The sequence below is a fragment of the Bacillus pretiosus genome, from assembly GCF_052947655.1.
Genome location: NZ_CM129593.1, coordinates 1,693,119 through 1,718,989 on the forward strand (window position 1 = coordinate 1,693,119; position 25,871 = coordinate 1,718,989).

The window sequence follows — 25,871 nt, forward strand, 5'->3', positions numbered from 1 at the left end:
AGTTTTACTGGTGGAAATTAACTCATCTGCACTAAAGGCTCAATTTTCGCCATAAATGATTGATGAAGCGCCTCGACACCTATTACTAAATGAAGGCGGTCAATAACGACAGACACTTTAATTTCTGATGTACTTACCATTTTAATATGAATATCTTCTTCTTTTAAAGTAGTGAACATATTTGCAGCAACACCTGGATTAGAGACCATACCAGATCCTACAATGGATACTTTTGCTAAATGATTTTCATATTCTACAGATTCATAGTGAAGTGTTTCTTGATTTTGTTCCAATACCTCTAATGTTTCTTTTAAATCATTAGAATGGATTGAGAAGGAGAGGTGAACAGTTCCTTCATTTGTAATACTTTGAATGATGATATCTACATTAATATGTGCCGCTGCTAATGAAGAGAAAACTGTTGAAAGTGCACCTTGTTCTAATCCTTTCATTGTGACGCGTGTAATATTATCTTCAAATGCAATACCTTTAACGATTGATTGTTGTTCCATGTTACATTCTCCTTTTACAATTGTTCCGTTTTCTCGTTCCATACTTGAGCGAACTTCTAACATGACATTGTGATTTTTAGCAAACTCAACAGCACGCGGATGTAATACACCAGCACCGAGATTTGCAAGTTCCAACATTTCATCATAAGAAATTTCATCTAATTTATAAGCATTTTTTACAACTCGTGGGTCCGTCGAATAAACACCGGTCACATCCGTGTAAATATCACATTTTTTTGCTTTCAGTGCAGCAGCTAATGCAACAGCAGTTGTATCAGAACCACCGCGGCCAAGTGTTGTAATTTCATGCTTTTCACTAACTCCTTGGAAGCCAGCTACAATAACAATCGTGCCTTCAGTAAGATAAGACTGAATTCGATCAGTATTAATTTCAGTAATCCGTGCACTACTATGTACAGATTCTGTCGTAATACCAGCTTGCCATCCAGTTAATGAAGTCGCGTTATAGCCTTTTGCTTGTAGTGCCATCGTTAATAATGAAATAGTCACTTGCTCTCCTGTTGATAGAAGCATATCCATTTCGCGTTTACTCGGATTTTCTGAAATCGCGTTAGCAAGTGCTACGAGTTCATCTGTGCTTTTTCCCATTGCTGAAACGACAGAGACGATGCTATGTCCTCGTTCATATTCTTCAATAATTAAATTTGCTACATGTTGAATGCGCTCAACGCTTCCAACAGAAGTGCCACCAAATTTTTGTACAATCGTTTCCATTACGAATTCCTTCTTTCATCCATTTTTAAGAATAGATTAGGACATATATAGATCCCAATATTCCTGTAGTTACCAGAGAAAAAACAAAAAACACCATCTCAAATAAGTGAGGATGGTGCTGTTACAGGAAAAGGGAAACAGAAAACGGAGCTAATAAAAAAACCGCCAAAAAAGGAATACCATAAAAATGATATCTCTTTTTTGTAGATAGCTCTTCATACATACACGTCTGTACATATGACAGTTCTGTTTCTATTCGAAAACAGCCCCAATCGATAAATGCAGAGAAATGTATCGATTTCGGCAATACTTCCTTTCATCTAATTTCATAGACATCTCTGTGTCTCCATTAGAATACTCATAAGTATCGCAACCTCTATCTCACGTTTTAGGCGAGAGTGTTTGATTTATGAAGTTGTTGGTAACATTTGTTTTATAATAATTTAAATTTTTCGGGGAATCAAGTGTTTTATATATATTTTAAAAATTCTTTCTGTTTCTGAGAAAGTTTGTGAAAAATGTAGCAAAATAAATTCATTGCATGTACATTAAAATTATAGTGCATTGGAGGTGGAAGAATGAAGGGGAAAAAGCCTATTTATGTTTCGGCAGAAATGAACACAACAATGGAGAAATTATGGGAATACACGCAAGAACCACATATACATACAGAATGGGATACTCGCTTTACTGAAATTTCATATTTAGAGAAAAAAGAAGGAGAACCACAGAAGTTTTTATATAAAACAAAGATCGGATTTGGACTTGAAATAGCTGGGGAAGGAGAATCGATAGGTGAAATAAGAAAAGAAACGGGTGAACGTATTTCTTCTTTAAAATTTTGGACGGATAATAAATTATCACTTATTCAAATAGGGCGTGGTTATTGGAAGTATACACCGCGTGAAGAACACATTTATTTTGAGACACAATATGATTATGATACGAGGTTTGGTCGTATAGGAAATGTAATAGATTTCTATATGTTTCGGCCTTTATTAGGCTGGGCGACTGCTTGGAGTTTTGATGCGTTAAAATTATGGATAGAAAAGGGACTTCATCCTAAGTTACTAATTAGAAGAACAATGACATATTGGCTCGTATGTTTTTTATTTGCATTTGTATGGATGTATCAAGGAATAGTACCGAAACTAGTGTTTACTCATTCAGAAGAAGTAAAAATGCTATCTGTGATAATTGGTTCAACTGAACATAGTATTTTTGTACTTAGAATAATTGGATTGTTAGAAATTATTTTTGGTGTCATATGGCTGTTGCCATTTCCAAAACGAAAAGTATTTATCGTACATATTTTTATGTTAATAGCCTTAACGATAGCGGCAGGGATTACGAATATTGCAAGTTTTACAGAGCCGTTTAATCCAATTACATTAAACGTTCTAATCATGGGATTATCAATTGTCGGTTATATAAATAGCACGAACTTGCCAAGCTCAAAAAATTGCAAGAGGAAGAGAAAGGGATAATGTATGGCTAATATGTATGAAAGACTATTAGGGGATTCTTATAAAAAACTACATCCAAAATTACAGAAACGCTATGAAATTACAGAAGAAAATAGTTTTACTGGAGAAGGAAAGATGGATGAGATTTATGGTGGTTCTTTTTTCGTAAAATTCATATTAAAAATTGCATCAAAGTTCCGTATGTTTTTCTCTGAGCGGGGGAAGGAAGTGCCATTTACAATACATAATACCGCTGAGCGGGATGAACATGGACATGAACTTGTGCGGTGGAATCGTACTTTTTATTTTCACAATAAGAAAAGATATTTTAACGCCGTTATGCAGTTGGATGAAGAGAATAATGAAATTGTAGATTGTTTTGGTGAACCACACATACTTGTTTCTACATTGAATTTTCATATTGATGAGGTGGGGGCAATGCATATTTCCTCAAAGAAACAATGGTTTTACATGTTTGGCAGAAAAGTCCCGTTACCTAGATTCTTATACGGAGAGGCCAACATTGTAGAAAGTTATGATGAAACACGACAATGCTTTCGAATTCATGTACAAGTACGCAATCCGTTAATCGGTTCATTATTTTCATATAAGGGAACATTTGTGGAGAGGAAATAAATGATATGAAAAATATAATAGTTGGGCTTGCTTGTTATATTGTTTTTCTAATATGTGAGTGGACAAATGTAAACCCAGTTGAAGCAATTATTTTATTATCTATTTTGTTATTTATACCGATGTCATTTTGCATTCTTGATAAAAAGACAAGAAGTGGATCATATGTATCCTTTTATAAACTAGTATCGCTTTTATATCCAATCGCAGCAATTAGTGCAATGTTAGCTTTCGTAACAAATCACTATTTCTTTGCATTACTTTGGTTTGTATATACAGGAATCGTTGCGTTATTCGATGTAAGTAGAGTGCTAGAAAGAGGATGGAAACCGTTAGAGGAGACAGCTATCGATAGTGCGTTTATGTATTTGTTTTTAGGTGGTTTCTGGTTTTTTGCTTCTGTAGCAAAGCTTTCCATTATGCACTTTAGTTCCGACATTGTTTTGCTTACAGCTGCACACTTTCATTATTCGGCATTTCTATTGCCGTTATCAGCTGGTTTAATTGGTAGGAAAAGAGAAAAGAGAAGTAAAGTATATGATGCTATTATGTTTGTCATCGTCATTTCACCTATGACAGTTGCAATAGGAATTACGTACTCAAGAGTATTTGAATTTTTTGCAGTGTTCCTATATTTATGCGCTATTTATAGTTATGGGATTTATGTTTGGCGTACGACATTTAATGCTATTAGTGCAAAGGTTCTTCTGATCATATCGTCTAGTACACTCATGGTAACAATTATGTTTTCGCTTATATATTCATATGGGAATTTGAAACATGTACTGACGATTACAATTGCTCAAATGGTTTGGATTCACGGTGTTGCCAATGGAATTGGAGTAGCGTTACCCGCATTTGTCGGCTGGATGATTGAAAAGACTGCTCCGAATTATAAATATTACGGGAAACCAATGAGCAGGTTAAGAGGAAATACGACAGTTGGTGAAGCATTTTTACATAACAGAAGTTTAATAGATAGCAAGGAATACAAAGGTTTAGTTGATAATATGAACGATTTTCATAGTGAGGGATTTGACATGGCAAAGATTCCTTTAAGTATTACTCGTTTTTATGAAAATACAAAAGAGTATGAGTTACAATCGCATATTAAGTGGGCTCGTTGGTTTCGTCCGGTTGCATTTTGCTATGAGAAAATGAGTAAGCGTGTAGGACAAATACATTTAGGAATGGGCGGTAAGTGGGAAACGATGCATGGCTCTATCGTTGGGATAATAGATGAGAAAGATGGAAGGGAGAATGTAAGGGCTTGGCTAAGAAAAAATGAAGCAGGAGAATCTATTTTTGTAGCTCTTTACTCAAAGCACACATATAAGAGCGAGACATATATGAATATTGCATTACCTTTACCATATTCGAATATGACGGGGGTTTTAAAATTATGTAATAAGAGTAATGATTTAATCATTACTAGTAAGCTGAGAAGAAACGGTAAAGGAGATGAGGGGATTTATTTACATACTCGTTTCTTTACAATTCGTTTACCGTTAGCAGAGACTTTTATTATAAAAGAGAACACGAATCACATATTAAAAGCTAACCATAGAATGTGGATATTTGGAGTTAAGTTTTTAGAAATTGATTATGAGATTAAGAAAATAGAAGGAAAGTAAAAAAAGCTTGGAGAGATACCAAGCTTTTTTACGTATGCGTAATTGTCATAGCAACTTGTTTATCTAAGTCCCGATCCCAAACACGTTGAATTTCAAACGTACCTTTTTCAAAAAATAATGGGAATCTCTCTTTAAACCAATTTTGCATAGGAAGATTTAGTGCCTCATCAATTGGCACCCATAATAATTCGCCCTCAGGAGGGTTTATAAGAAGTTCACCATCAAACGAATCTGTCCAATAATTGAATACCATATATCGAACATTTTCTTTCGGATTTACATATTCGTCTAACCCCTTGAAAATTAAATTAGAAACGTGAAGTCCAGTTTCCTCTTTCGATTCTCGTATAGCAGCTTGAACGATACTTTCTGGGAAATCTACTTTTCCGCCAGGAGCGATGTAACCAGGGAAGCCTAGATGATCGGGGCGCTGTATTAGCAATATTTTGTTATTACGCTGAATCATACACATTGTATAAATACGGTGCTCTATATCTTTCCAATTGTTGCTCATACGAATCTCTCCTCTTATAAAATCTTATAGTTTTTAACTATAGTTATATATGACAAAAAATACAATAATAATACAAAATTATACAAATTTCAATTGACTATTACTAATTTTCAGAACTATAATTAGTCTGTTACATAAATACATTGTACTTGAGAGGGGAATATATTCTATGAAAAATAGAATAATCGCAGCAGGATTAATCGCAGCTAGTATATTATCTTATTCATCTAGTAGTTTCGCACAAACAAAAAAATTTCCAGATGTCCCAGCTAAACATTGGGCAGAAGATTCTATTTACTATTTAGTAGAGAAAGGTGCAGTTACAGGTAACGATAAAGGAATGTTCGAGCCTGGAAAAGAAATTACTCGTGCCGAAGCAGCTACAATGATGGCTCGAATATTAAACTTAAGAATCGATACAAATGCTAAACCATCTTACGCTGATTCTCAAAAACATTGGGCTACTCCAATCATCGCAGCTGTAGAAAAAGCTGGCGTTGTTAAAGGTACAGGCAATGGATTCGAGCCAGACGGGAAAATCGACCGTGTTTCAATGGCATCTCTTCTTGTAGAAGCTTACAAATTAGAGTCTAAAGTAAACGGTACTCCAGAAACTAAATTCAAAGATTTAGAAACACTAAACTGGGGTAAAGAAAAAGCGAACATCCTAGTTGAATTAGGCATCTCTCTTGGTACTGGTGAGAAGTGGGAGCCTAAGAAAACTGTAACGAAAGCAGAAGCAGCACAGTTTATTGCAAAGGCTGATTCACTTAAAATAGGCAATCCTTTAGTAGAACAGATGATTATTATTGATCCAGGTCATGGAGGAACAGATCCTGGGAAAGCAACACAAGGATTACATGAGAGTGATATTGTATTAGATACATCTAAAAGATTACAAAGTTTAATAGAGAAACATACTCCATTCCGTGTGATGTTAACACGTGAAACAGATATTCGTCTTGGTGAAAAACAAGGAGAAGACCTTAAAAATCGTGTGGATTTCGCGAAAGAACATAATGGAGATATTTTTGTAAGTATCCATGCAAATGCTTCTCAAAAACATGATGGACATGGAACAGAAACTTTTTATTATAAAGGATCTGAAAAGAAAGAATTAACTGAGCGTGAAAAAGATAGTTATATGTTAGCTGATAAAATACAAAAGCGATTAGTTAAAGCTCTAGATACAAGAGATCGTGGTGTGAAACCAGAAGACTTTTATGTACTAAGAGAAAATGAGATGCCAGCAGTACTAACGGAGCTAGCATTTTTAGATAACAGCGCGGATTATGAGAAGTTAGCTTCAGAATCTGGAAGACAAATAGCTGCTGAGGCAATTTATGCGGGTATTTTAGATTATTATGAGTGGAAAGGTTTTGATGCTTCAAAATCTCGTTTAACGAAATAACAATGTTGATTGTTAAGTCCATCGTCTATATAGAGGTGGGCTTTTTATGTAAGTTTTTGTAATTTTATATCGAAATAGAAAGATGTATCGTATTATGCTGATTATGAATAAAATAATGGTAGATTAGTTTATTTTTATCACGTATACTTTTACTGTTGACTAATTAAGAGTTTGTTAGTTTAATAGGGAAAATTATACGATAAAGGGAGGCAAGTTAACACGGTATAAGCATATAGAAAACGTGTTAAACAATTTATGAAAAAAGTTATTTCTAATGTGTTAGCAGTGACAGTCGCACTTCAAGTAGTACTGGCTCCAGCAACTTCGTTTGCATCTACAAAAGAATTTCCAGACGTTCCGAAAAATCATTGGGCACTTGAAGCGATTACTGATTTAACGTCAAAAGGGGTTATTGCAGGTTACGATAATGGTAAATTTGGCTTTGGAGATGTTGTAACTCGTGAGCAAGTAGCAGCATTAATGTATCGCGCATTAAAACCAGAATTAAAAAGCGATTATAAAAATCCATACTCTGATATTAGCGCAGGAACGACGATGTTCCCAAAAGAAATTTTGGCATTAACAGATATGGGGATTTTCATAGGTGATGGTAAAGGGACGTTTAGACCGAAAGAATCATTAACTCGTGCTGAAATGTCTGTTATTTTGCAAAGAGCATTTAAATTAGAAGTAAAAGCACCACATACATTTAATGATATAGATGCAACACACTGGTGGGCAAAAGAAGCAATTAGTGCATTGCAATCCAATGGTGTATCGGTAGGAAATGGACTTGGAGGATTTGATCCATCAGGTATATTAACACGTGAAAGCTATGCGCAATTATTATATAAAGCGATGAAAATTAAAAATGATGTTCCTGTTGAACAGCCATCGTATATTAATCTAGACGTAACTTTGCCATCTAACGTAACGGCACTAGAGATTGATAATTTCATTAAAAAATCTCATTCGGATAGTCCACTTATTGGAACTGGTAAAGATTTTATTCAAGCACAAAATGAGTATGGTGTGAGCGCACTATATTTAGCTGCACATGCAATCTTAGAATCAGCGTACGGTAAATCAGAAATTGCATATCGTAAACATAATTTATTTGGCTTAAGAGCATATGACCGTGACCCATTTGCATATGCAAAATATTTACCGTCATACAAGGAAAGTATTTCTTACAATGCTGATTATGTAAGGAAGAACTACTTAGAAGAAGGTGCTAATCATTTTAATGGTTACACATTACCTGCTATGAATGAAAAGTATGCAACAGATAAAGAATGGGCTGGCAAAATCGCTAATATTATGGAGCGTATTAAACCGTTTAACAAGAAAGATTATGAAAATGTAAAACGATTACCGAAAAATCCTAATACATTAAATGTAGAGGCATTAGGAAAAGACATCCCATATAAAGATTATGCAAAAGATGCAACGGCTACGGTTCAATTAGTAGGTTCTTACTATCAAGTGCCATATCCATTTGGTTATACAATTAAGAGTGTACCAAATATTACACAAAATGAAGTTGGAAAATTAGAAAATGGTAAGAAAGTAACTGTATATCGTGAAGATCCAAACGGTTGGGTAGAATTTTCATTTGAAAATACTCAAGAAAAATATTGGACATTGAAGAAGAACTTAAAATTATAATATAAAAAAGGTGTTTTCATTTATGAAAACACCTTTTTTATTTTTACCAATAATTTAACAGTTTCATATATAATTATAAGTATTAAAGATTGAATTTTCTGTTTTATATTTAGTGTTAACTTAATTTGAAAAGAGGAGAGAAGTATGCAAGGAGAAATACGAACAGAGAAACATGTAAGTTATGTCGGTAAATTGTTATTGCCAGTTAAAGCGTCACCACATTTTAAATTTTTATGGATTGGGCAATTACTTTCGACTTTAGGCAGTTCGATAACGATGGTTATTTTGCCAGTCGTTGTGTATTCATTAACTGGTTCAACAGTTGTAATGGGAATGACTATGGCAATGTATATGCTTCCTAATATTCTTGCGTTACCGTTTGCTGGATTAGTAGTAGATCGAATTGATCGAGTGAAATTAATGTTATTTACAGATATAATTCGCTGTATATTAATGCTTTTACTTGCGACACTTATATTTATGGACGTTTTAACAATTCCACTTCTATACGCACTCGTAGCATTATATGGGCTTATGGAAGGGATATTTCAGCCAGCATATGCGGCTGTAAGGGCGAAAGTATTTGTACCGGAAATTCGAAATGCAGCTAATGCATTAACGCAAATGAGTAATCAAGGTATACGACTAATTGGACCGGCTCTTGGAGGATTGATTGTGTCAGTTGCATCTGCTGGAATAGGATTTGGACTGGATGCAGTAACATATTTGCTATCATTTTTATGTTTAATATTTTTAAGAGAAATAAAGTTTAAAAAAGTAAAATCCATTGAAAAGAGACAAATCGATTACAAACAAGAGTTTATGGAAGGTGTTTTCGTTTTAAAAAATCATCCGTGGCTATGGATTACAATTTTAGTTTTTTCTTTCATCAATATTTGTTATGCAGGAATTATCGTCGTATTAATTCCATGGTTATTTAATGTTCATCATCATTTTGAAGCATACGTGTATGGATTAGGAATGGCATCTTCTGGTGTTGGAGCTGTAATTGCCGCGCTAATATTTGGCGGGAGGGAACGGTGGCATAAGCGGGGATTACTTGCCTATGGTGGTGTATTAATAAGTGGTTGTGCGCTTTTAATAATGCCGTTTATTGCTTGGGCACCTGCATTAATTGGATTAATGGCAATTGAAGGGTTCGGTATGATGATATTTGGACTCATTTGGGAAACAAGTTTACAAGAGCTTGTGCCAGAAGAAGCATTTGGAAGAGTGGCAAGCCTTGATATGCTAGGCTCATTTGCTTTATTGCCACTAGGTTATGTGGTTGTAGGATGGTTAGCTACTGTCATAGGTGGTGAGATAACGATTATAACACTAGCTATATTAGTACTTGTAACAATTGGAGTAGTATTATGTGTACCAAGTATTCGACGATTTGATTGATGATATAAGGGGAAGGAGAATAACTTATATGATTATAGAAAACCTGAACGATGTAGTAGTAAAGGAATTGGACAGCCAATACACTTTGCAGGAAAAGGTCTTTGAAGCAAAAAATTTCACAGTCTATATTGCTACCCATAGAGAAAATAAGCTAGCATATAACCAACTAGTATTAATAAAACATTTTTGTAACGAAAAGCCTTCCGTACATATTTGGCATAAGAAAATTAGCACCGATGCAACAAAACTGGATATCACAAAAGAAGTGACAGAAGCAATTCAATCTGGTTTTGTAAATGAAGAGTAAGCCCGAATCAAATTAGGGCTTACTCTTCATTAAATACAAATGTTTGTTTCATTTGTTTCCCTTCATTTACCGGATGACCGTTGTATGAGAAATTTTTTTCTTCCCAAGTAATGACGACTTTAAAATTATGGCTATTAAAGTCTAAAGGGAATACGATGTAGTCAGAGCTTGTCTGACTTTTAGAAACGTTGTTATGTAACGTAGTAGGATTAAAAATAGCTTTAGAGGTAGGAGTGTTATCAAGTATTTCCACTGATACATTTGATACATCATTACCGATGTTTTTTATGAGTAAACTATATGTATCATATACCCCCTTTTTTGGCTGCGCTGCTTGCTTGTTTGCGTTATGAGATTTATCAATTTCGATATACCACTGTTTTGACTTTGATTCAATTGGTAGTGATTGAAATGTGTAAGCACTTGCTTGTATTGGTAGTGCGAAGCAGATTAGTGCAAAGAGAGAGAAAATTTTTCTTTTCATTTTTAGAGAGCTCCCATTCTGTAACGGATTTATTTATTAGTATCTTCTCTTTATGTGAGTATATACCATATAATGTAAGGTGATATTTATGACCCTCATGAATGTAATTTACATTTTAAATGCGAAAATTAACTGCTGTATTCTTTATGAAAACTGTGTAGAGATTTTTCTACACAGTTTTTTCTGATGAGAAAATTTTCCAATATTATGTTAAAATATCATTGTCATACAACAAGGGGGATTTGTTTTATGGAAAATGGATATCTTGCTAACGTAGATGTAACGAAAAGAATTGAATCGAAATCTAAGTACAATAAGAAACTTGAAAAATATCAAAGGCGCTTATTAGCATTGCAGCAAATAGTAAAAGAAGAAAAAATCGCAGTTATGCTCGTTATGGAAGGCTGGGATGCGGCTGGAAAAGGCGGAGCAATTAAGCGAGTGACGGAACATCTTGATCCGCGCGGGTTTCAAGTAAATCCAATCGGAGCACCAGCACCTCATGAAAAACGGTACCACTACTTGCAACGTTTCTGGCGAAAACTTCCTCAGTATGGGCAAATTACTATTTTTGATCGCTCATGGTACGGCCGCGTGTTAGTTGAGCGTGTTGAAGGTTTTGCTACAAAGGAGGAGTGGACGAGAGCGTATGATGAGGTTAATGATTTTGAAAAACTATTAACAGATGATCATTATATAATCGGGAAGTTCTTCTATCATATTAGTAAAGATGAACAATTAAAGAGGTTTAAAGATAGAGAGAAAAACCCTTTGAAAAGATGGAAAATTACAGACGAAGATTGGCGTAATCGTGAAAAGTGGGACGAGTATGTTGAAGCAATGGAAGACATGTTTGAAAAAACAAATAAGCCAAATGCGAAATGGCAAATTATCGCAAGTAACGATAAATTATACGCACGTTTGAAAACGTTGAAAGTTATTATTTCATTAATTGAGGATTACCTCTTAGAACATAATATAGAATTACCTTCGTATTATTATGAAATAAAAGATGGAAAGACAGAAGGCTTTGAAACTATTCAAGATGAAGTTGTAAAATAGTACAAAGCTTGTATATGAAATATAAAGTAGAGCCACCCTGTAATTTTAGATAATAAAATTACAGGGTGTTTTTATTTAGAAACATTTTACAATTAACGGAATGAGGTATATAATCAATAATCATATTAACATTGTTAATATGATTATTGATTATATACAGTATGGAGGTTTTATTTTGAAGGGAAGAGATGTTGTTTTAGGCTTGTTAATGGGAAAAGAAATGTCTGGTTATGATATTAAAATTGTGTTTGAAGACGTATTTACTCATTTCTTTGATGGGAGTTTTGGAATGATTTATCCAACGTTACGACAGTTGGAAAAAGAGGGGAAAATAAAGAAAGAGGTTATTATGCAAGAAGGGAAACCGAATAAGAAAATGTACTTTATTACAGATGAAGGGCGTGAAGAGTTTTATCAGTACATGCAAACAGATGTAGAGAAAGATGTTTTACGTTCAGATTTTTTAATGAGGATGTATTTCGGTAATTATAGCGATGACAAGGCAATAAAAAAATGGATTGCGGACGAAATTGAAAGGAAAGAAGCATATATTGCGGATCTTCGTTTGAAATATGAAAAGTGGAGAGAAGGTATTACTTTTGTTGAGGAAATTTCACTCGATGTAGGTATTGCATCGTATAGTGCTCAAGTAGAGACATTGAAAAGAAAACTAGAGCAACTAGAAGCAAAAGAACAAAATAAAATGGAAGAATAAAAAACACGTTCATAATAAATAAAGGGGTAGATGAACATGGAGCAATCAAAGGGTATTAATATTGTCTTTTTAATGTGCTTAGGTATATTTCTTTGTATGATTGATACGACAATTATGAATATAGCTTTACCAGCGATACAAGCGAGTGTAAATACTTCACTAGAAAAGATGTCTTGGGTATTAAATGTTTATACAATGACAATAGCAGTACTCGCTATCCCGCTTGGACGGATAGCTGATATTTTTGGGAAAGCAAAGATGTATATTCTTGGTTTGATAATTTTTGGCGGCGGGTCAGTACTTTGTACTTTTGCTAATACGGGCGATTTTCTTATCTTTTCTCGCTTTATACAAAGTGTAGGTGCGGCGATTTTATTTCCAACTAGTATGGTAATTGGTGTATCTGCAATGCCATTAGCTAAGAGGCATGTTGCACTTGCAATTTTAGGCGTAACACAAGGACTATCAGCTGCGATGGGACCAGTAATAGGTGGAATTATTACACAAAATTTCGGTTGGAGATGGGTGTTCTTCGTAAATGTTCCAATTTGTATTCTTGGAATCATTTTATGCTGCTTTATGCTACAAATAAAAAATGAAGAACGTATTATCTCAAAAATAGATTGGATAGGATTGCTATTAAGTAGCACAGCAATTTTTTCTTTTACTCTCATATTAGTAAAAGGCAATACATGGGGATGGCAAAGTAATATTGCTTTGTCTTGTTATGCAATTAGCACTATTTCTCTTATTCTATTTGTTTTAGTAGAACGAAAGATTCATAATCCAATGGTGAATTTAAAGTTATTTCAAGATCGAATGTTTGTCGGAGCGTCTATCGTTGTCATATTAAGTAATTTATTTTTAATTGGAGTTACTGTATTGCTTCCGACGTTCTTGACGAAAATACAAGGCCGAACGGAAATTGAAGCAGCTTTTTTAGTGACACCTATTTCAGCGATGATATTTTTTGTCTCACCAGTTGCAGCAACTTTAATTAAAAAACTCGGAAAAGTAACTATTATTTTGTCAGGCTTTCTTGTTATGGGCTTATCTTATTATTGGTTGCAAATGATTGATGTTAATTCAACAAATATAGAAATTATTATTCCATGTATGATATTAGGTGTTGGGTATGGTTTAGTAGTAGGTCCAATTACAGTTTTAAGTGCTTCTTCGTTTGAAGGGGAATTATTAACCGCTTCTCAAAGTGTTGTCTCGATGTTGCGGCAAGTAGGAATTGTATTAGCAGTTGCAATATTTGTATCTAACTTAACGCATAATTTAGCTGTAAATAAAGAGAATGTATATCGTTATGCAGAAGAAAAAGTGCATAATATTCATGTGGATAGCTCACAGCAAGCTGAAATACTACAAGTAACAAAAGAAAAAATAGAGAACCAAAGTATAGAACCAAGTGTAGAAAAGCATCAAAATAAAACATTTGTAGGGTTAAATAAAGAGAAAAAAGATGCATTAATTCACCAAAAAGTGGATGAAGTATTAAGAGAAATTCCAGTAGAATATAGAGATGTAAAAAGAGAAGAAGTTATGAATCAAGTGACAAAAGAAGTTGAAAAACAAGAGGGAAATATAAAGAAAGAGGTACTCGCATTTTCGAATGATGTGAATCACTATGCTCAAAATCAGATGGCAATGAGTTTTACAGATTTATATAAAGTAAGTGTGCCGATTATCTTAGTTTTTGCGTTAGTAAGTTTGTTATTTTGGGAAGGAAAGGCTTTGAGTAAAGGGAGAAGGAAAAGGGTAGTAGAGGAAGCGTAAAAAAACAGGCTAATAACAGCCTGTTTTTCTTTACGTTAGTATGAGGAATCTGGGTTTAATTCATTAAACTTATGACTATAATGCCTCTTATTATTAAAGCCAACAAAATCAATTCCGACGCAAGGTTCTAAATGGCCGTCTACAATTGTAGAATCCACGAAACTTAATTGCTTTAATTTAGGTAGCTCTTTAATGAATTGTAGATTTTGTATGTTACCACAACTTGATAGAATGACGGTTTCTAACTCTGTTAAATAACGTAAATAGTCGTGATTTTTCATTTTACTGCAATGATTGAATTCGATGTATGTTAAAGTTGAAGCGTTGTTTTCAATTTCATCAATATGTTCTAAATTTCTTAAATAATGGATTTCTAAATGCTTTAATTTTGGGAATGCTCTGCATCCCTTTAATGAGTTAATATTGCCATGTGTAATGCTTAGTTTTTCAAGTTTTTGTAAAGACATTAATTCTTCAAGGTTTTTTTGTTTCGGTTTGTATTTCCAAATGTATAGTTCTTTTAAGTTAGGACAAGATTCGAATCCTGTAATGTTTTTATTCCACTGTATGTGAAGTTCCTCCAAATTTGTATAGCTTTCTAGTGCTGTTACGTTTAGTGGAACTTGTGGTTCTTCTAATGCTAAAGATTTTAAGTTTTTTAATTTATATAAAGCTGAGTAATCAGTAATACATGTACTACTAATTTGTAAGCTTTCAATTTGCGGGCAGCGTTCTAGAAAGTTAATATGGTTTAAACTATACCTAAGATCATTAATGTAAACATTGGTAAAGTTGTTTGTATTAATGAAGTCTACGTATTCATCCAGTCTATTTTCATGAATTTGTACGCTGCCATTCATAACTAAAAAGTTTTGTGGTTGATTTGCTTCATCGAATTCTTCTATTTTATGTACTGGGTTTTGTTTGCAAGCCTCACATAATTCTAGATTTTTTTTCAGTGTTTTCTCCTTGTATATTGTAAATAGTAGTATTTTTAATATAGCATGAGATAAGTAGTCTATGGTTAGTAAGTTTTTAGAATGAAAAGAACGAATAGAAAATGCTGTTGAATATGTAATGGAAAACATAGTACATTAACAAGGGGATTTTATTTCAAAGGGAGGATGAGAACTTGTTAGATGAGGCGGGGGCTTTAAAAAGTAATCATATATATACAGAAGAACAACAACAAAAATTATACAAACGAACATTAATAATCGTCAGCATCTCACAAATGTTCGGCGGAGCAGGGTTAGCTGCTGGCATTACAGTAGGTGCACTTCTTGCGCAGCAAATGCTTGGGACAGATGCATATGCAGGATTACCGGCAGCTATGTTTACAATGGGATCTGCGGTAGCGGCTTTCTTTGTTGGGAAGTTATCGCAAAAACATGGTCGCCGTATAGGGCTTTCGGCAGGTTTTATAGTAGGCGGACTAGGGGCTATCGGAGTTGTGGGGGCAGCTTTAACAAATAGTATTATTCTTTTACTAGTTTCTTTACTTATATATGGCGCGGGCACAGCTACGAATTTACAAGCGCGTTATGCTGGAACGGATTTAGCGAATAAGAAGCAAAGAGCAACTGCTATTAGTATTACAATGGTAATGACGACTTTTGGTGCAGTCGCAGGCCCAAATTTAGTAGGTGTAATGGGAAGGTTTGCTCATTCAATTGGAATTCCTGAACTTGCTGGTCCGTTCATATTATCAGCAGCGGCATTTATACTGGCGGGTCTTGTTCTATTTGTTATGCTTCGTCCAGATCCGTTACTTATTGCTAATATGATAGAAACATATAAACAAGAGCATATATATAAAGGGCAACCAGTAATAGAAGAAGCGACAGAAAATAAACGAGGTATTACAGTTGGGGCAATCGTAATGATACTTACTCAAATCGTGATGGTTGCAATTATGACGATGACTCCAGTTCATATGGGGCATCACGGTCATGGATTAAGTGCAGTAGGGCTTGTGATTGGTTTTCATGTAGGTGCAATGTACCTTCCCTCTCTCGTTACAGGAATGTTAATTGATAAAATTGGAAGAACTACGATGAGTATAGCTGGCGGAGTAATTTTACTAGCGGCAGGTGTCATAGCTGCAATAGCGCCGAGTGATTCTTTAATACTATTAATTGTTGCTTTGTCTTTACTTGGATTAGGATGGAACCTCGGTTTAATAAGTGGTACTGCTCAAATTGTTGATGCAACTATACCTTCCACACGTGCAAAAACACAAGGGAAAATAGATGTGTTTATTGCGCTAGCTGGAGCTTCAGGTGGAGCGATGTCAGGTATGGTAGTGGCGAATTCAAGTTATGCGGCATTGTCATTAGCTGGAGGAGTGTTAGCTTTCATGCTCATTCCTGTTGTGATATGGGCTCGGACAGGTAAATAAAGTTAAGATAAAAGAAGCTGCGTTCAAAGGGAGGTAACCAATCTTTGAATGCAGCTTTTTTGTAGTGAATTGTATAAAAAACTTTTAGTTTAAATCCCACTCCACAATAAGCCCTAAATGCGTAAGCCCACCGCCAAATCCGTATAGTAAAAGTGTGTCTCCATTATTTAATTTTCCTTCTTTTCTAGCCAAATCTAGTGCAAGTGGAATAGAGACGGAAGATGTATTCCCCATAAATTCCACACTCGTTAATGTTTTTTGTGTTGGAATTTGAGATTTCTCACAAATAGATTCAATCATTCGTAAGTTAACACTGTGTGGTATGAACCAGTCTATATCATCTATTTGCATATTTGCGGTATGTAATAGTTCTTTTATACCTGCTGGCACTGTACGAGTTGCCCATTTATATACTTCTCTCCCATTTTGCACGATTTTTTCATTTGTTTGTAGTTGTGTGCCATTCATAGTAGTAGATAAGTTTGTTCGGTATAGATGAATCCCACCGTACCCATTTGTTCCCATGTGAGCAGCGACAAAGCTTGGTTTGTTTTCATCTCTTTCTAATAAAACAGCTCCAGCACCATCGCCAAATAAAATGCAAGTCGTTCTATCGGTGTAATCAGTAACTTTAGATAATGTCTCTGTCGCTACGACAAGTACTTTTTTGTGTGATCCAGAAGTGATTAAGCTATTACCGACGTGCAGGCCATATGTGAAACCAGCGCAAGTTGCATTTAAATCAAATGCTATTGTATGAGGTATGCTGAAGTGTTGTTGTATTTGACACGCGACACTCGGAAAAACATAGTCAGCGGTTGTTGTAGCGACGATGATACAGTCTATATCTTCTAAGTTCTTTTTAAAAGTTGTACATAAATTTTCAATTGCTTTAATGGCTAAGTGTGAGGAGTATTCGTCTTCGCTCGCGATTCGTCTTTCCTTCATTCCTGTTCTTTGTACAATCCATTCATCATTCGTATCAATCATTTTCTCTAAATCGTTATTAGATAATATTTGATTTGGAACATAAGTACCAATTGCAGTAATACCAGATTTAGAATGCATGGGAACATCTCCTAACTTATTTTATAACCTGATACTATTATTAGGTTATAAAAATGTCAATTAAGATTTTTCGTTTTATTAAAATCGATATATTTTAATAAAACGAAAATGGATTTGAGGAGTGATGTCCAAATAATATACGGAAAGCTTCTAAAATTGATCATAAAGGGGGTTTGAGATTCTTGAAAAGAATCGTATATGTATTGTCTCTAGTTTTAATTTGTAGCTTTATTTATTTTATTTTACCAGAGAAGTCTTACGCTTGTGAGTGTATGAAAGCATCACCGGAAGAGAGGTTACAAAAAACGGATGTAGTGTTTGAAGGTAAGGTATTAGAGGTTCAAGAGAAGGATGGAAAAATGGAAATGTTATTTGAAGTGAAGAAAATTTGGAAAGGGACAAGCTCTTCGCAAATTATTATATATACAAGTTTTAGTAGCTGTACGTTTCCTTTTGGGGAGGGAGGAGAGTATTTAGTCTTTGCTTCTAATAGAGGAGAAGGGAAGTTAGAGACATCAATGTGCAGTGGAACGAAGAGATTAGATGAGGCAGGGGCGGACAAAGTGGTTTTAAGTCAAATCGCAAAAGAATCTGTTCCGACGAAGAAAGTCGATTTAAAAGGTGGCAAGTTGAACGGTTTAAGCTGGTGGCAAGTTGTTACTCTTTCTATAGGCCTGTTATTGATAGTAGCTGTTGTGATTTCTATTGTAAGAAGAACGCGCAAAAAATGACGATTAAAGTAAATATATAAAGATTTTCTTTCTATTTCTATAGGTGGTTTAATCTTGTGAAAGCGAATTACTTATGCTACACTTTATGTAACTTAAAATGAACGGAGGGGCTTCCTTTGATCTTAATCAGATTACGTCTCAATACTTTGTGCCAATAATTGAATAGCGCTCAAAGGCTCTGTCTGTGTGCAGAGTGAACGGGATTGGTCTGCCTATTTTAAAGGAACCCTTTATTAAGCTTATATGTGAAAAAGAGGGAGGGACGAATACGCCCTCTTTTTGTTTTGCCTTTATAAATAGAATGGGATCGTATAGGTGAACACTTATTGTGGATGCGTATATGATTTTGGGACTTATTGACTATGAGATAGGATGAAAGTATAGCTTTCTCCTATTTCTTTGGTGAACCCTTATCCGTTTACGAAAACACAGGCAGTAACCTGTGTTTTTTATTTTACGTAATCGAAATGGAGGAATAAATATATGGAAGAATTATTACAAAGAGCAGTTTTAGTTGGAGTAAATTTAGGTAATGAAGATGATTTTGCATATTCAATGGAAGAGCTAACAAATCTTGCAGAAGCTTGTGATGTAGAGGTAATTGGGCAAGTGACGCAAAATTTACAACGAGTAAATCCGTCCCATTATATTGGAAAAGGAAAGATTGAAGAAGTAGCAGCTTATGTAAATGAAGTAGATGCGAATATGGTAATCTTTAATGACGAATTATCTCCTTCTCAAATTCGAAATTTAGAAGCAGATTTAGATTGTAAAGTAATTGACCGTACCATATTAATTTTAGATATTTTTGCGCAACGTGCGAAAACGAAAGAAGCACAGTTGCAAGTAGAGGTAGCGCATCTTCAGTATATGATGCCACGTTTAATCGGTCTTCGTGAATCGTTAGGAAGACAGAGCGGCGGAGTTGGTACGAAAAATAAAGGTGTCGGTGAGAAGAAATTAGAGTTAGATCGTCGTAAAATTGAAGAACAGATTTCAGTTTTAAATAAAGATCTAGAAGCACTTGTTGCCCAGCGTCAAACGCAGCGAAAGCAACGTAAGAAAAATGAAGTACCAGTTGTAGCATTAGTAGGCTATACGAACGCCGGAAAGTCAACGACGATGAATGCAATGCTTGAAATTTACAATGGTACAGAAGAAAAACAAGTATTTGAAAAAGATATGTTATTCGCGACGCTAGAAACATCTGTGCGAAATATTGATTTGCCAGATAACAAATCATTCCTATTAACAGATACAGTTGGATTTGTAAGCAAATTACCGCATCACCTTGTGAAAGCATTCCGTTCAACGTTAGAAGAAGTAGCGGAAGCAGACCTACTTATTCACGTTGTAGATTACGCGAACCCAAATTACGAACAGTTAATTGACATTACAAATGAAACGTTAAAGAAAATTGGAGTAGAAAATATTCCAACCATTTATGCTTATAATAAATCAGATATGGTAGATGTTGAAATTCCGAAAGTACAAGAAGACCGCGTTTATTTATCAGCGAAGAAACATGTTGGGATAGAAGAGCTTGTCGAAATGATTCGTTCACACATCTATAAAGAGTATACGAAGTGTGAAATGTTAATTCCGTATGATCAAGGACAGGTAGTTTCTTATTTCAATAATCATGCGCACGTTTTATCTACAAGTTATGAAAACGAAGGTACAAAACTAGAAGTAGAATGTAAGACGAGTGATTACGAAAAGTATAAGCGTTTTGCAATTTAATAAAGAAGGCGATCCTAATATATGTTAGGATCGCCTTTTTCTTATTCTGTAATAGAGGCCCACTTATAAGAATAAATTCCTGCAAATGGACGAATAACAACACCTTTTACTGTTGGACGTTCTAAATATACCAGGCCTGATTGGAAGATTGGAGCGATAGCTGCATCATCTTCCAGTAAGACTTTCTCTGCATCTTGGAACGCTTTCCAACGTGCTGGTAAGTCAGTTGCTAAAGTAGAGCTCGTTTTCTCAATTAATTCGTCGTATTGTTTGTTTGAATAGCTCATCTTATTAAACGGTCCGTCAGTGACAAACATATTTAAGAATGTTGTAGGATCAGGATAATCTGGTCCCCATGTAGAAAGTGAAATTTCATAGTCACCATTTCCTTCACGATCTAAAAATGCTTTTACTGGAAGGGGCTGTAATGTGATTTTTAAGCCAGGTAAGTTTTTCTCCAATTCACCTTTTAAAAACTCGCTAATTTTTTTATCGTTAGACTCATCAGTTGTTATGATTGAAAGTGAAGCGTTTTGTAAGTTTGTTTCTTTTTTTGCAGTTTCCCATAGTGTTTTAGCTTCTTTCACATTTGTTCCTACTTTTATATTACTTGTACTGCGAAAATCTTTATTATCAGGTCCTTTTACGAATCCTTTCGGAACAAATGCATTCGCAGGTATAGAACCATTATTTAAAATCGTTGTTGCGATTCCTTGTTTATCAAAAGCGAGCGAAATAGCTTTTCGAGCATTCTTGTTTGCTAATAAAGGATTCTTTTGGCTAAATCGGAAAAATGTCATAGAAGGACGTTCCATTTTCTTTAAGCTCGGATCTTTTTGATATTTATCGACAAACTCTGAATTAATCGTAATCCGGTCTACTTGTTTGCTTTCAAATAAATTAACGGCTGTGGAAGTATCTTTTACGATATTTACATTGATTTCATTTAGCTTCACATTTTTATTATCCCAGTAGTTCGGGTTTTTTGACATTTTATAACTTGTATCATGTTTCCATTCACTTAATTGAAACGGCCCGTTATAAACTACATTTGCAGCTTCAAGTCCGTAATTTTTCCCTTGCGCTTCTACAACTTTTTTGTTTTGAGGATAAAATGTTGCAAATCCCATTAACCCTAAAAAGTATGGAACAGGGTGTTCTAACTGTACTTCAAGCGTTTTATCGTCAATTGCTTTTACACCAAATGAGTCAATTGGTAATTCTTTTTTATTTATTTTTTCTGCGTTTTTAATATCGAACATAATATGTGCGTATTCAGAAGCAGTTTCTGGATTAACAGCACGTTTCCATGCATATTCAAAATCATGTGCAGTAACTGGATCACCATTCGACCATTTTGAATCGTGTAATGTAAATGTATATGTTTTTCCGTCTTCGCTCAGCTTGTATGATTCAGCTGCTGCAGGAACAGGTTTATTGTCAGGGCCAGGCATATATAATCCTTCCATTACGTTGTTTAATGCAGCGTAAGAAAACCCATCAGTTGCGATAGATGAATCAAGTGTAGAAATTTCCCCAGCTTCTACAATGTTTAATACTTGTTTTGAAGATTCTTTTTTCTTTTCTCCGGTAGTTGTTGCCTCTTGTTTTTGACCACATGCTGTTAAAAACATAGATAATGTGATTGAGAGTGCAACGATTCCTTTAGTTTTTTTCTTCATAGTTGTCATCCTTTCCTTCATCTCTGTCCTAGTATAAAAGAAAATATAGAAAATTTCTATAAATAAATCCGATAAAACTTATAGAAAAAATATATTATGTAAGAAGTGATATTTCTGGAAAAAGAAATGAAACCAGTATAGAATAGAAATGTTTCAAAAGTCAGAATTTATCGAGGTTAAAGTTTTACTTTATTACACTTGCTGTAATAAATATATATTTTGTACAGAAAGGAGAAATACATATATGCAGGCAGTTTCGAAAAAAAATACAATGGAAACACCGACGGTATATCGAATTCTATTTGCGATTAGTTTCGGTCACTTTTTAAATGACTCGATGCAAGCAGTCGTGCCGGCATTGTTTCCTATTTTGGAAAAAACGATGAATTTATCTTATATGCAAGTAGGGTGGATTGCGTTTGCATTAAATATGACGTCATCGATTATGCAGCCGGTTTTTGGTATGTATTCAGATAAGAAGCCATCACCATTTTTATTACCGCTCGGTATGTTTTCGAGTATGCTTGGAATGATTGGACTTGCATTTGCACCGAACTTTATTATTGTTATTATTTCTGTTTTATTTATCGGATTAGGTTCCGCAGTCTTTCATCCAGAAGGTGCTCGTGTTGCTTATATGGCAGCCGGTGCAAAACGAGGTTTAGCGCAAGCGATTTATCAGGTTGGAGGAAATACAGGGAATTCCCTAGCTCCTATTTTTACAGCTCTAATTTTCGTTCCGCTCGGCCAAATTGGTTCTTTAGGTTTTACAGCCTTTGCAGCAGTAGGAATTGTATTATTAATTTTCGTATCAAATTGGTATAGGAATGAATTAGCAACTGGCGCTGTGAGAAGAAAAAAAAGGGCTGCGCTTGAGGCGGAAAATGCGATTGTAAGTACACATATTAAATTTGTTATTCTACTTCTTGTTTTTCTTACTTTTGTACGTTCTTGGTACGGTGCTGGTATAGGGAATTTCTATCAATTTTACTTAATTGAGCATTACGGTTTATCTATAAAAAATGCCCAGTATTTCGTATTCGCGTTTATGATTGCCGGTGTGTTAGGAACTTTCTTTGGGGGACCGTTAGCAGATCGATTTGGAAAGAAAACAATTATTGTATTTTCAATGCTAGGTTCGGCGCCACTTGCCCTTTTATTACCTCACGTTTCGCTCATGTGGGTCGTACCGTTATTTTTATGTATCGGTTTTATTAGTTCAAGTAGTTTTAGTGTAATTGTTGTTTATGCGCAAGAGCTTGTTCCTGGAAAAGTAGGGATGGTATCTGGATTAATTGTAGGGCTTGCGTTTGGACTCGGAGCTTTAGGATCTGTAGTACTTGGGAAATTGGCTGACATATATAGTCTACAATTCATTATGTTACTATGTAGTTGTCTACCATTAATTGGACTTACTTCTTGGTTATTACCAAGTGATAAGAAAACGATAGAATAGGGGATGCACTATGAAATTATGTGAAAATGTTACAGAATTAATAGGAGATACACCTGTCGTCCGATTATCTAAATTTATTCCAGAAGACGCAGCGGATGTGTATGTAAAACTAGAAATGTTTAATCCATCACGCAGTGTGAAAGACCGCGCTGCCTATAATTTACTGCACGTTGCAGAAGAGAATGGTCTCATCAAACCAGGAGATACAATTATTGAACCGACAAGCGGAAATACAGGAATAGGCTTAGCAATGAATGCAGCTGCGAAAGGGTATAAAGCGATTTTAATTATGCCAGACAATATGTCAAAAGAGCGTATAAATTTATTGAAAGCATACGGCGCGGAAGTAGTTTTAACACCGGCAGAACAAAGAATGCCAGGAGCAATTGCGAAGGCATTAGAACTGCAAAAGCAAATTCCAAATAGTTTTATTCCGCAACAATTTGAAAATCCAGCAAACCCGAATATTCATCGTTATACGACTGCACTTGAAATTTATGAACAAATGGATGGCGAGCTTGATGCATTCGTAGCAACGGCAGGAACTGGTGGGACGATTACAGGGACTGGGGAAACGCTAAAAGAGAAATTACCAAACTTATATATTGCAGTAGTAGAACCGAAAGGATCTCCCGTTTTATCAGGTGGTGTTCCAGGTCCTCATAAACTAGTAGGAACAAGTCCAGGGTTTATACCGAAAAACTTAAATACAGAAGTGTATAACGAAATTATTCAAATTGCAGACGAAGAGGCTTTAACGACAATGAGAAACTTAGCTAGACAAGAGGGATTATTAGTTGGACCATCTTCTGGAGCATCTGTTTACGCAGCAATTATGATAGCGAAACGATTAGGCGTTGGTAAAAGAGTTTTATGTATTGCACCTGATACAGGTGAGCGTTATTTGAGTATGGGATTATTTGAATAAAAATAATAGAAACCCCTTAATGGTGAAATAGCGCTATTAAGGGGTTTGTTATAGGTTATTAAGAGAGGAGAAACACAATGAAACTATTAAAACCGACAAATGAATATAGCGAACTAATTATGGAGTATCGAGAGGCATTTTTACATGCGGATGAACAACCACATGGCAGTAGTTCTTTACAAAATTTTGATTCTCTCGATAAATGGTTTGAAAAAGTGAGTATACAAGAAGTGGAAGAAAACTTACAAGGTAATCGAGTACCGTCTAGTCAATTTTTAAGTTTTGAAAAAGGGGAACTTATAGGTTTTGTGAATATTAGACATAGATTAAACCAAGAATTATTACTGGAAAGCGGTCATATCGGTTATAGTGTACATCCAAATAAACGTCGTCAAGGTTACGCTACGAAACAACTACAACTTGCATTAGATGAAGCACAAAAGTTAGGGTTACAGAAAGTGTTAATAACTTGCGATAAAGTTAATATCGCTTCGGCTAAAACGATTCAAAAGGTTGGCGGTATGTTAGAAGATGAAGTAGTTTCTGTTCATACTGGGGAAATTGTTCAGCGTTATTGGATAGAAATATGATTTAGTGGGACATTGAAAAGGGAATACAATGCATAATATCGAAATAGATAAATGAAAAGGTAACTGTGTACTGCAATTATAGGGGGAAATGAAGTGGGATTAAAAGAGAAAGCAATAGAAATGTCGGAGATTTATAGGAGAAATCCGAAGATCGAAGCTATTATTTTAGCGGGTTCAGTAGCTAGAAAACTAGAAGATGAACATTCAGATATAGAATTGCATATTTTATGGTCAATGCCACCAGAGGATGAGGATCGCAAAGGGCCAATTAACTATATTGGTGGAACAATTTTGTCATATCACCCTTACGAGGAAGAAGAATGGTCGGAAACGTATTTGACAAAAGAGGGAATTAAATTAGAGATTAGTAACTTTTTAACTGAAACAGTAGAGAAAGTTATTTCGGATGTGGTGGTTCAATATGATATAAGTTATGAAAAACAATGTATCGTATCATCCGTTCATGATGGTGTTAGTTTGTATGGAGAAGAGAAAGTACATGAATTAAAAGATAGAGTGGTGGCATATCCAGAAGACCTAGCGAAACGGATGATTTCAGAAAATCTTTGGTTAAGTAATCGCTGGCATAATCGAGAGGCGCTTTTAAAACGAAAAGACTGGCTTATGTTATATGATGTTATTTGTGAAGTGCAAAGAAATATATTTGGTGTCTTATTTGGTTTGAATAAAATGTATGTACATCATCCGGCATTTAAATGGATGCCACATAATGTGGAACGAATGATTATTAAGCCTGAAAATCTATACGAGCGTATGGCAAATACGTTAATAGGGAAACCGGAGTATAGTGTACAGGAGTTAGAAGTGTTAATTGAAGAGCTATTACATTTAGTACAACAATATGCTCCAGAATTACATATTACTGAACAACAAAAACGTATACAATATGCGAAGTAAAAAAGAAGGGATGTAACAATG

The 25,871-nt window shown here is 34.9% G+C and carries 22 protein-coding genes, 1 pseudogene and 1 riboswitch; of the genes and pseudogenes, 17 read left to right on the forward strand and 6 right to left on the reverse strand.

Translation table 11 applies throughout. The features are described 5' to 3' along the window. Positions 1 to 17 precede the first annotated feature (17 nt). Positions 18 to 1,247, reverse strand: coding sequence for an aspartate kinase (locus ACU8YW_RS08885; RefSeq protein WP_426933782.1), 1,230 nt, complete (start codon positions 1,245 to 1,247; stop codon positions 18 to 20). A gap of 200 nt (positions 1,248 to 1,447) precedes the next feature. After that, positions 1,448 to 1,634, reverse strand: a riboswitch (Lysine riboswitch). A 191-nt stretch (positions 1,635 to 1,825) separates the two neighbouring features. Here ACU8YW_RS08885 and ACU8YW_RS08890 point away from each other — a divergent pair. The 3 genes from ACU8YW_RS08890 to ACU8YW_RS08900 are packed head-to-tail and all read left to right on the forward strand — an operon-like array spanning position 1,826 to position 4,980. Continuing rightward, entirely contained in the window at positions 1,826 to 2,734 is a 909-nt protein-coding gene (locus tag ACU8YW_RS08890; protein WP_426933781.1) for a DoxX-like family protein, read from the forward strand. 3 nt (positions 2,735 to 2,737) lie between these two features. Continuing rightward, the gene (locus tag ACU8YW_RS08895; RefSeq protein ID WP_098091026.1) at positions 2,738 to 3,349 is read left to right on the forward strand and encodes a DUF4166 domain-containing protein; all 612 of its coding nucleotides are present in this window, start codon (positions 2,738 to 2,740) and stop codon (positions 3,347 to 3,349) included. Positions 3,350 to 3,354: 5 nt separating this feature from the next. Then, positions 3,355 to 4,980, forward strand: coding sequence for a YndJ family protein (locus ACU8YW_RS08900; RefSeq protein ID WP_426933780.1), 1,626 nt, complete (start codon positions 3,355 to 3,357; stop codon positions 4,978 to 4,980). A gap of 28 nt (positions 4,981 to 5,008) precedes the next feature. Here the strand turns inward: ACU8YW_RS08900 and ACU8YW_RS08905 are convergent, their stop codons facing one another. Further along, positions 5,009 to 5,494, reverse strand: coding sequence for an 8-oxo-dGTP diphosphatase (locus ACU8YW_RS08905; protein ID WP_098133621.1), 486 nt, complete (start codon positions 5,492 to 5,494; stop codon positions 5,009 to 5,011). Between the two features lie 169 nt (positions 5,495 to 5,663). Between ACU8YW_RS08905 and ACU8YW_RS08910 the strand changes: the two genes are divergently transcribed. The 4 genes from ACU8YW_RS08910 to ACU8YW_RS08925 all read left to right on the forward strand — a co-directional run bounded on the left by ACU8YW_RS08910 (position 5,664) and on the right by ACU8YW_RS08925 (position 10,287). Beyond that, the gene (locus tag ACU8YW_RS08910) at positions 5,664 to 6,905 is read left to right on the forward strand and encodes an N-acetylmuramoyl-L-alanine amidase (RefSeq protein ID WP_097889348.1); all 1,242 of its coding nucleotides are present in this window, start codon (positions 5,664 to 5,666) and stop codon (positions 6,903 to 6,905) included. Between the two features lie 255 nt (positions 6,906 to 7,160). After that, positions 7,161 to 8,573: an S-layer homology domain-containing protein gene (locus ACU8YW_RS08915; RefSeq protein ID WP_088608708.1), complete on the forward strand. Its 1,413-nt coding sequence runs from the start codon at positions 7,161 to 7,163 to the stop codon at positions 8,571 to 8,573. Between the two features lie 144 nt (positions 8,574 to 8,717). Continuing rightward, the gene (locus ACU8YW_RS08920) at positions 8,718 to 9,980 is read left to right on the forward strand and encodes an MFS transporter (protein ID WP_097889350.1); all 1,263 of its coding nucleotides are present in this window, start codon (positions 8,718 to 8,720) and stop codon (positions 9,978 to 9,980) included. Between the two features lie 28 nt (positions 9,981 to 10,008). Further along, positions 10,009 to 10,287, forward strand: a complete 279-nt coding sequence (locus ACU8YW_RS08925) for a hypothetical protein (protein WP_088608706.1) — start codon at positions 10,009 to 10,011, stop codon at positions 10,285 to 10,287. A 19-nt stretch (positions 10,288 to 10,306) separates the two neighbouring features. Here the strand turns inward: ACU8YW_RS08925 and ACU8YW_RS08930 are convergent, their stop codons facing one another. Continuing rightward, positions 10,307 to 10,771 carry a YozF family protein gene (locus ACU8YW_RS08930; RefSeq protein WP_106382806.1) on the reverse strand — a complete coding sequence of 155 codons (465 nt, stop codon included), beginning with the start codon at positions 10,769 to 10,771 and terminating at the stop codon, positions 10,307 to 10,309. A gap of 249 nt (positions 10,772 to 11,020) precedes the next feature. On the opposite strand from ACU8YW_RS08930, the gene ACU8YW_RS08935 reads away from it, so the two are divergent. The 3 genes from ACU8YW_RS08935 to ACU8YW_RS08945 all read left to right on the forward strand — a co-directional run bounded on the left by ACU8YW_RS08935 (position 11,021) and on the right by ACU8YW_RS08945 (position 14,333). Then, on the forward strand, positions 11,021 to 11,833 hold the full coding sequence (locus tag ACU8YW_RS08935) for a polyphosphate kinase 2 family protein (protein ID WP_087983070.1): 813 nt from the start codon (positions 11,021 to 11,023) through the stop codon (positions 11,831 to 11,833). Between the two features lie 175 nt (positions 11,834 to 12,008). Beyond that, positions 12,009 to 12,548, forward strand: coding sequence for a PadR family transcriptional regulator (locus ACU8YW_RS08940; RefSeq protein ID WP_097889509.1), 540 nt, complete (start codon positions 12,009 to 12,011; stop codon positions 12,546 to 12,548). 36 nt (positions 12,549 to 12,584) lie between these two features. Further along, positions 12,585 to 14,333: an MFS transporter gene (locus ACU8YW_RS08945; RefSeq protein WP_426933779.1), complete on the forward strand. Its 1,749-nt coding sequence runs from the start codon at positions 12,585 to 12,587 to the stop codon at positions 14,331 to 14,333. 35 nt (positions 14,334 to 14,368) lie between these two features. Here the strand turns inward: ACU8YW_RS08945 and ACU8YW_RS08950 are convergent. Then, positions 14,369 to 15,214 (reverse strand): annotated as a pseudogene (locus ACU8YW_RS08950) (leucine-rich repeat domain-containing protein); the annotation flags it as partial. Between the two features lie 251 nt (positions 15,215 to 15,465). Here ACU8YW_RS08950 and ACU8YW_RS08955 point away from each other — a divergent pair. Beyond that, positions 15,466 to 16,734, forward strand: coding sequence for an MFS transporter (locus ACU8YW_RS08955; RefSeq protein WP_426933778.1), 1,269 nt, complete (start codon positions 15,466 to 15,468; stop codon positions 16,732 to 16,734). 84 nt (positions 16,735 to 16,818) lie between these two features. Here the strand turns inward: ACU8YW_RS08955 and ACU8YW_RS08960 are convergent, their stop codons facing one another. After that, on the reverse strand, positions 16,819 to 17,802 hold the full coding sequence (locus tag ACU8YW_RS08960) for a ketoacyl-ACP synthase III (protein WP_446894052.1): 984 nt from the start codon (positions 17,800 to 17,802) through the stop codon (positions 16,819 to 16,821). Positions 17,803 to 17,984: 182 nt separating this feature from the next. On the opposite strand from ACU8YW_RS08960, the gene ACU8YW_RS08965 reads away from it, so the two are divergent. Further along, complete coding sequence (locus ACU8YW_RS08965; protein WP_141542719.1) at positions 17,985 to 18,533, forward strand: netrin-like domain-containing protein; 549 nt, start codon at positions 17,985 to 17,987, stop codon at positions 18,531 to 18,533. 483 nt (positions 18,534 to 19,016) lie between these two features. Next, positions 19,017 to 20,276, forward strand: coding sequence for a GTPase HflX (gene hflX / locus ACU8YW_RS08970; protein WP_061673188.1), 1,260 nt, complete (start codon positions 19,017 to 19,019; stop codon positions 20,274 to 20,276). 41 nt (positions 20,277 to 20,317) lie between these two features. Here hflX and ACU8YW_RS08975 read toward each other — a convergent pair whose 3' ends face one another. Continuing rightward, entirely contained in the window at positions 20,318 to 21,958 is a 1,641-nt protein-coding gene (locus ACU8YW_RS08975) for a peptide ABC transporter substrate-binding protein (RefSeq protein ID WP_097889356.1), read from the reverse strand. A gap of 244 nt (positions 21,959 to 22,202) precedes the next feature. Between ACU8YW_RS08975 and ACU8YW_RS08980 the strand changes: the two genes are divergently transcribed. The 4 genes from ACU8YW_RS08980 (at position 22,203) to ACU8YW_RS08995 (ending at position 25,850) form a co-directional block, all read left to right on the forward strand. Then, a complete protein-coding gene (locus tag ACU8YW_RS08980) occupies positions 22,203 to 23,414 on the forward strand; it encodes an MFS transporter (RefSeq protein ID WP_426933776.1) in 1,212 nt (403 codons plus the stop codon). A 10-nt stretch (positions 23,415 to 23,424) separates the two neighbouring features. Then, complete coding sequence (gene cysK / locus ACU8YW_RS08985; RefSeq protein WP_426933775.1) at positions 23,425 to 24,342, forward strand: cysteine synthase A; 918 nt, start codon at positions 23,425 to 23,427, stop codon at positions 24,340 to 24,342. A 77-nt stretch (positions 24,343 to 24,419) separates the two neighbouring features. Continuing rightward, on the forward strand, positions 24,420 to 24,932 hold the full coding sequence (locus ACU8YW_RS08990) for a GNAT family N-acetyltransferase (RefSeq protein WP_097907871.1): 513 nt from the start codon (positions 24,420 to 24,422) through the stop codon (positions 24,930 to 24,932). A 93-nt stretch (positions 24,933 to 25,025) separates the two neighbouring features. Continuing rightward, the gene (locus ACU8YW_RS08995) at positions 25,026 to 25,850 is read left to right on the forward strand and encodes a DUF4037 domain-containing protein (RefSeq protein ID WP_088062982.1); all 825 of its coding nucleotides are present in this window, start codon (positions 25,026 to 25,028) and stop codon (positions 25,848 to 25,850) included. Positions 25,851 to 25,871: the final 21 nt, after the last annotated feature.

Bases quoted from the DNA above. Each gene is read 5' to 3' on its own strand.
- ACU8YW_RS08885 (WP_426933782.1), bottom strand. From the start codon at position 1,247: ATGGAAACGATTGTACAAAAATTTGGTGGCACTTCTGTTGGAAGCGTT.
- ACU8YW_RS08890 (WP_426933781.1), top strand. From the start codon at position 1,826: ATGAAGGGGAAAAAGCCTATTTATGTTTCGGCAGAAATGAACACAACA.
- ACU8YW_RS08895 (WP_098091026.1), top strand. From the start codon at position 2,738: ATGGCTAATATGTATGAAAGACTATTAGGGGATTCTTATAAAAAACTA.
- ACU8YW_RS08900 (WP_426933780.1), top strand. From the start codon at position 3,355: ATGAAAAATATAATAGTTGGGCTTGCTTGTTATATTGTTTTTCTAATA.
- ACU8YW_RS08905 (WP_098133621.1), bottom strand. From the start codon at position 5,494: ATGAGCAACAATTGGAAAGATATAGAGCACCGTATTTATACAATGTGT.
- ACU8YW_RS08910 (WP_097889348.1), top strand. From the start codon at position 5,664: ATGAAAAATAGAATAATCGCAGCAGGATTAATCGCAGCTAGTATATTA.
- ACU8YW_RS08915 (WP_088608708.1), top strand. From the start codon at position 7,161: ATGAAAAAAGTTATTTCTAATGTGTTAGCAGTGACAGTCGCACTTCAA.
- ACU8YW_RS08920 (WP_097889350.1), top strand. From the start codon at position 8,718: ATGCAAGGAGAAATACGAACAGAGAAACATGTAAGTTATGTCGGTAAA.
- ACU8YW_RS08925 (WP_088608706.1), top strand. From the start codon at position 10,009: ATGATTATAGAAAACCTGAACGATGTAGTAGTAAAGGAATTGGACAGC.
- ACU8YW_RS08930 (WP_106382806.1), bottom strand. From the start codon at position 10,771: ATGAAAAGAAAAATTTTCTCTCTCTTTGCACTAATCTGCTTCGCACTA.
- ACU8YW_RS08935 (WP_087983070.1), top strand. From the start codon at position 11,021: ATGGAAAATGGATATCTTGCTAACGTAGATGTAACGAAAAGAATTGAA.
- ACU8YW_RS08945 (WP_426933779.1), top strand. From the start codon at position 12,585: ATGGAGCAATCAAAGGGTATTAATATTGTCTTTTTAATGTGCTTAGGT.
- ACU8YW_RS08960 (WP_446894052.1), bottom strand. From the start codon at position 17,802: ATGCATTCTAAATCTGGTATTACTGCAATTGGTACTTATGTTCCAAAT.
- hflX (WP_061673188.1), top strand. From the start codon at position 19,017: ATGGAAGAATTATTACAAAGAGCAGTTTTAGTTGGAGTAAATTTAGGT.
- ACU8YW_RS08975 (WP_097889356.1), bottom strand. From the start codon at position 21,958: ATGAAGAAAAAAACTAAAGGAATCGTTGCACTCTCAATCACATTATCT.
- ACU8YW_RS08980 (WP_426933776.1), top strand. From the start codon at position 22,203: ATGCAGGCAGTTTCGAAAAAAAATACAATGGAAACACCGACGGTATAT.
- cysK (WP_426933775.1), top strand. From the start codon at position 23,425: ATGAAATTATGTGAAAATGTTACAGAATTAATAGGAGATACACCTGTC.
- ACU8YW_RS08990 (WP_097907871.1), top strand. From the start codon at position 24,420: ATGAAACTATTAAAACCGACAAATGAATATAGCGAACTAATTATGGAG.